The organism is Nitratidesulfovibrio oxamicus (genome assembly GCF_015731765.1).
Classification (GTDB): Bacteria; Desulfobacterota; Desulfovibrionia; order Desulfovibrionales; family Desulfovibrionaceae; genus Cupidesulfovibrio; species Cupidesulfovibrio oxamicus.
In genome coordinates, this window is the sequence record NZ_VRYY01000745.1 from 1 (window position 1) to 627 (window position 627).

1 protein-coding gene is annotated in these 627 nt (G+C 73.0%); it reads left to right on the forward strand.

Annotation, left to right across the window (positions count from 1 at the left end; translation table 11 throughout):
* A partial coding sequence (locus FVW20_RS18085) for a glutamate ligase domain-containing protein (RefSeq protein WP_372435022.1) occupies nt 1-627 on the forward strand: 627 nt, incomplete at both ends.

The window sequence follows — 627 nt, forward strand, 5'->3', positions numbered from 1 at the left end:
CGTCACCGCGCCCCAGCCAGCGGACGCCATGGACGAACTGCGCACGGCTGCGGACGCCTGCGGCGCCACCCTGCACGAAGCCGACGACCTGGCCCGGCTGCCCGCCAAGGCGGAACTGGGACTGACCGGACCGCACCAGCGCACCAACGCGCTGGTGGCCATGGCAGCATGGATCACGCTGGCCAAGGCCAACGAGTGGGAATCGCACGAGGACGCCGTGCGCCGGGGACTGGCCGACGCGTGGATTCCCGGTCGCCTGCAATGGGTGGAGCGCCCAGCCGCCGAATCGTACGGCGCAGACGAGGCAGATGGGGCAGGCGGGGCGGACGCACCCGTGGCTCCCAGAACACCCGGCATGCCACCCCTGTCCGACATGTCGGGCATGCCCGCCCTGCCCGCGCGCCTTGTCATTGACGGCGCGCACAACGCCCACGGGCTGGCCGCCCTGCGCGAGGCCCTGGCCGACCAGTGCGTGCGCCCCGCCGTGGTGATCTTCTCGTGCCTGGCCGACAAGGACCTGGCAGCCGTGGCCGAGGAAGTGCGCCGCATGTCCGGGGATGCGCCCGTGCTGGTGCCCACCATCCGCAACAACGCCCGCGCCGCGCGCGGTGAAGACCTGGCCGCCCT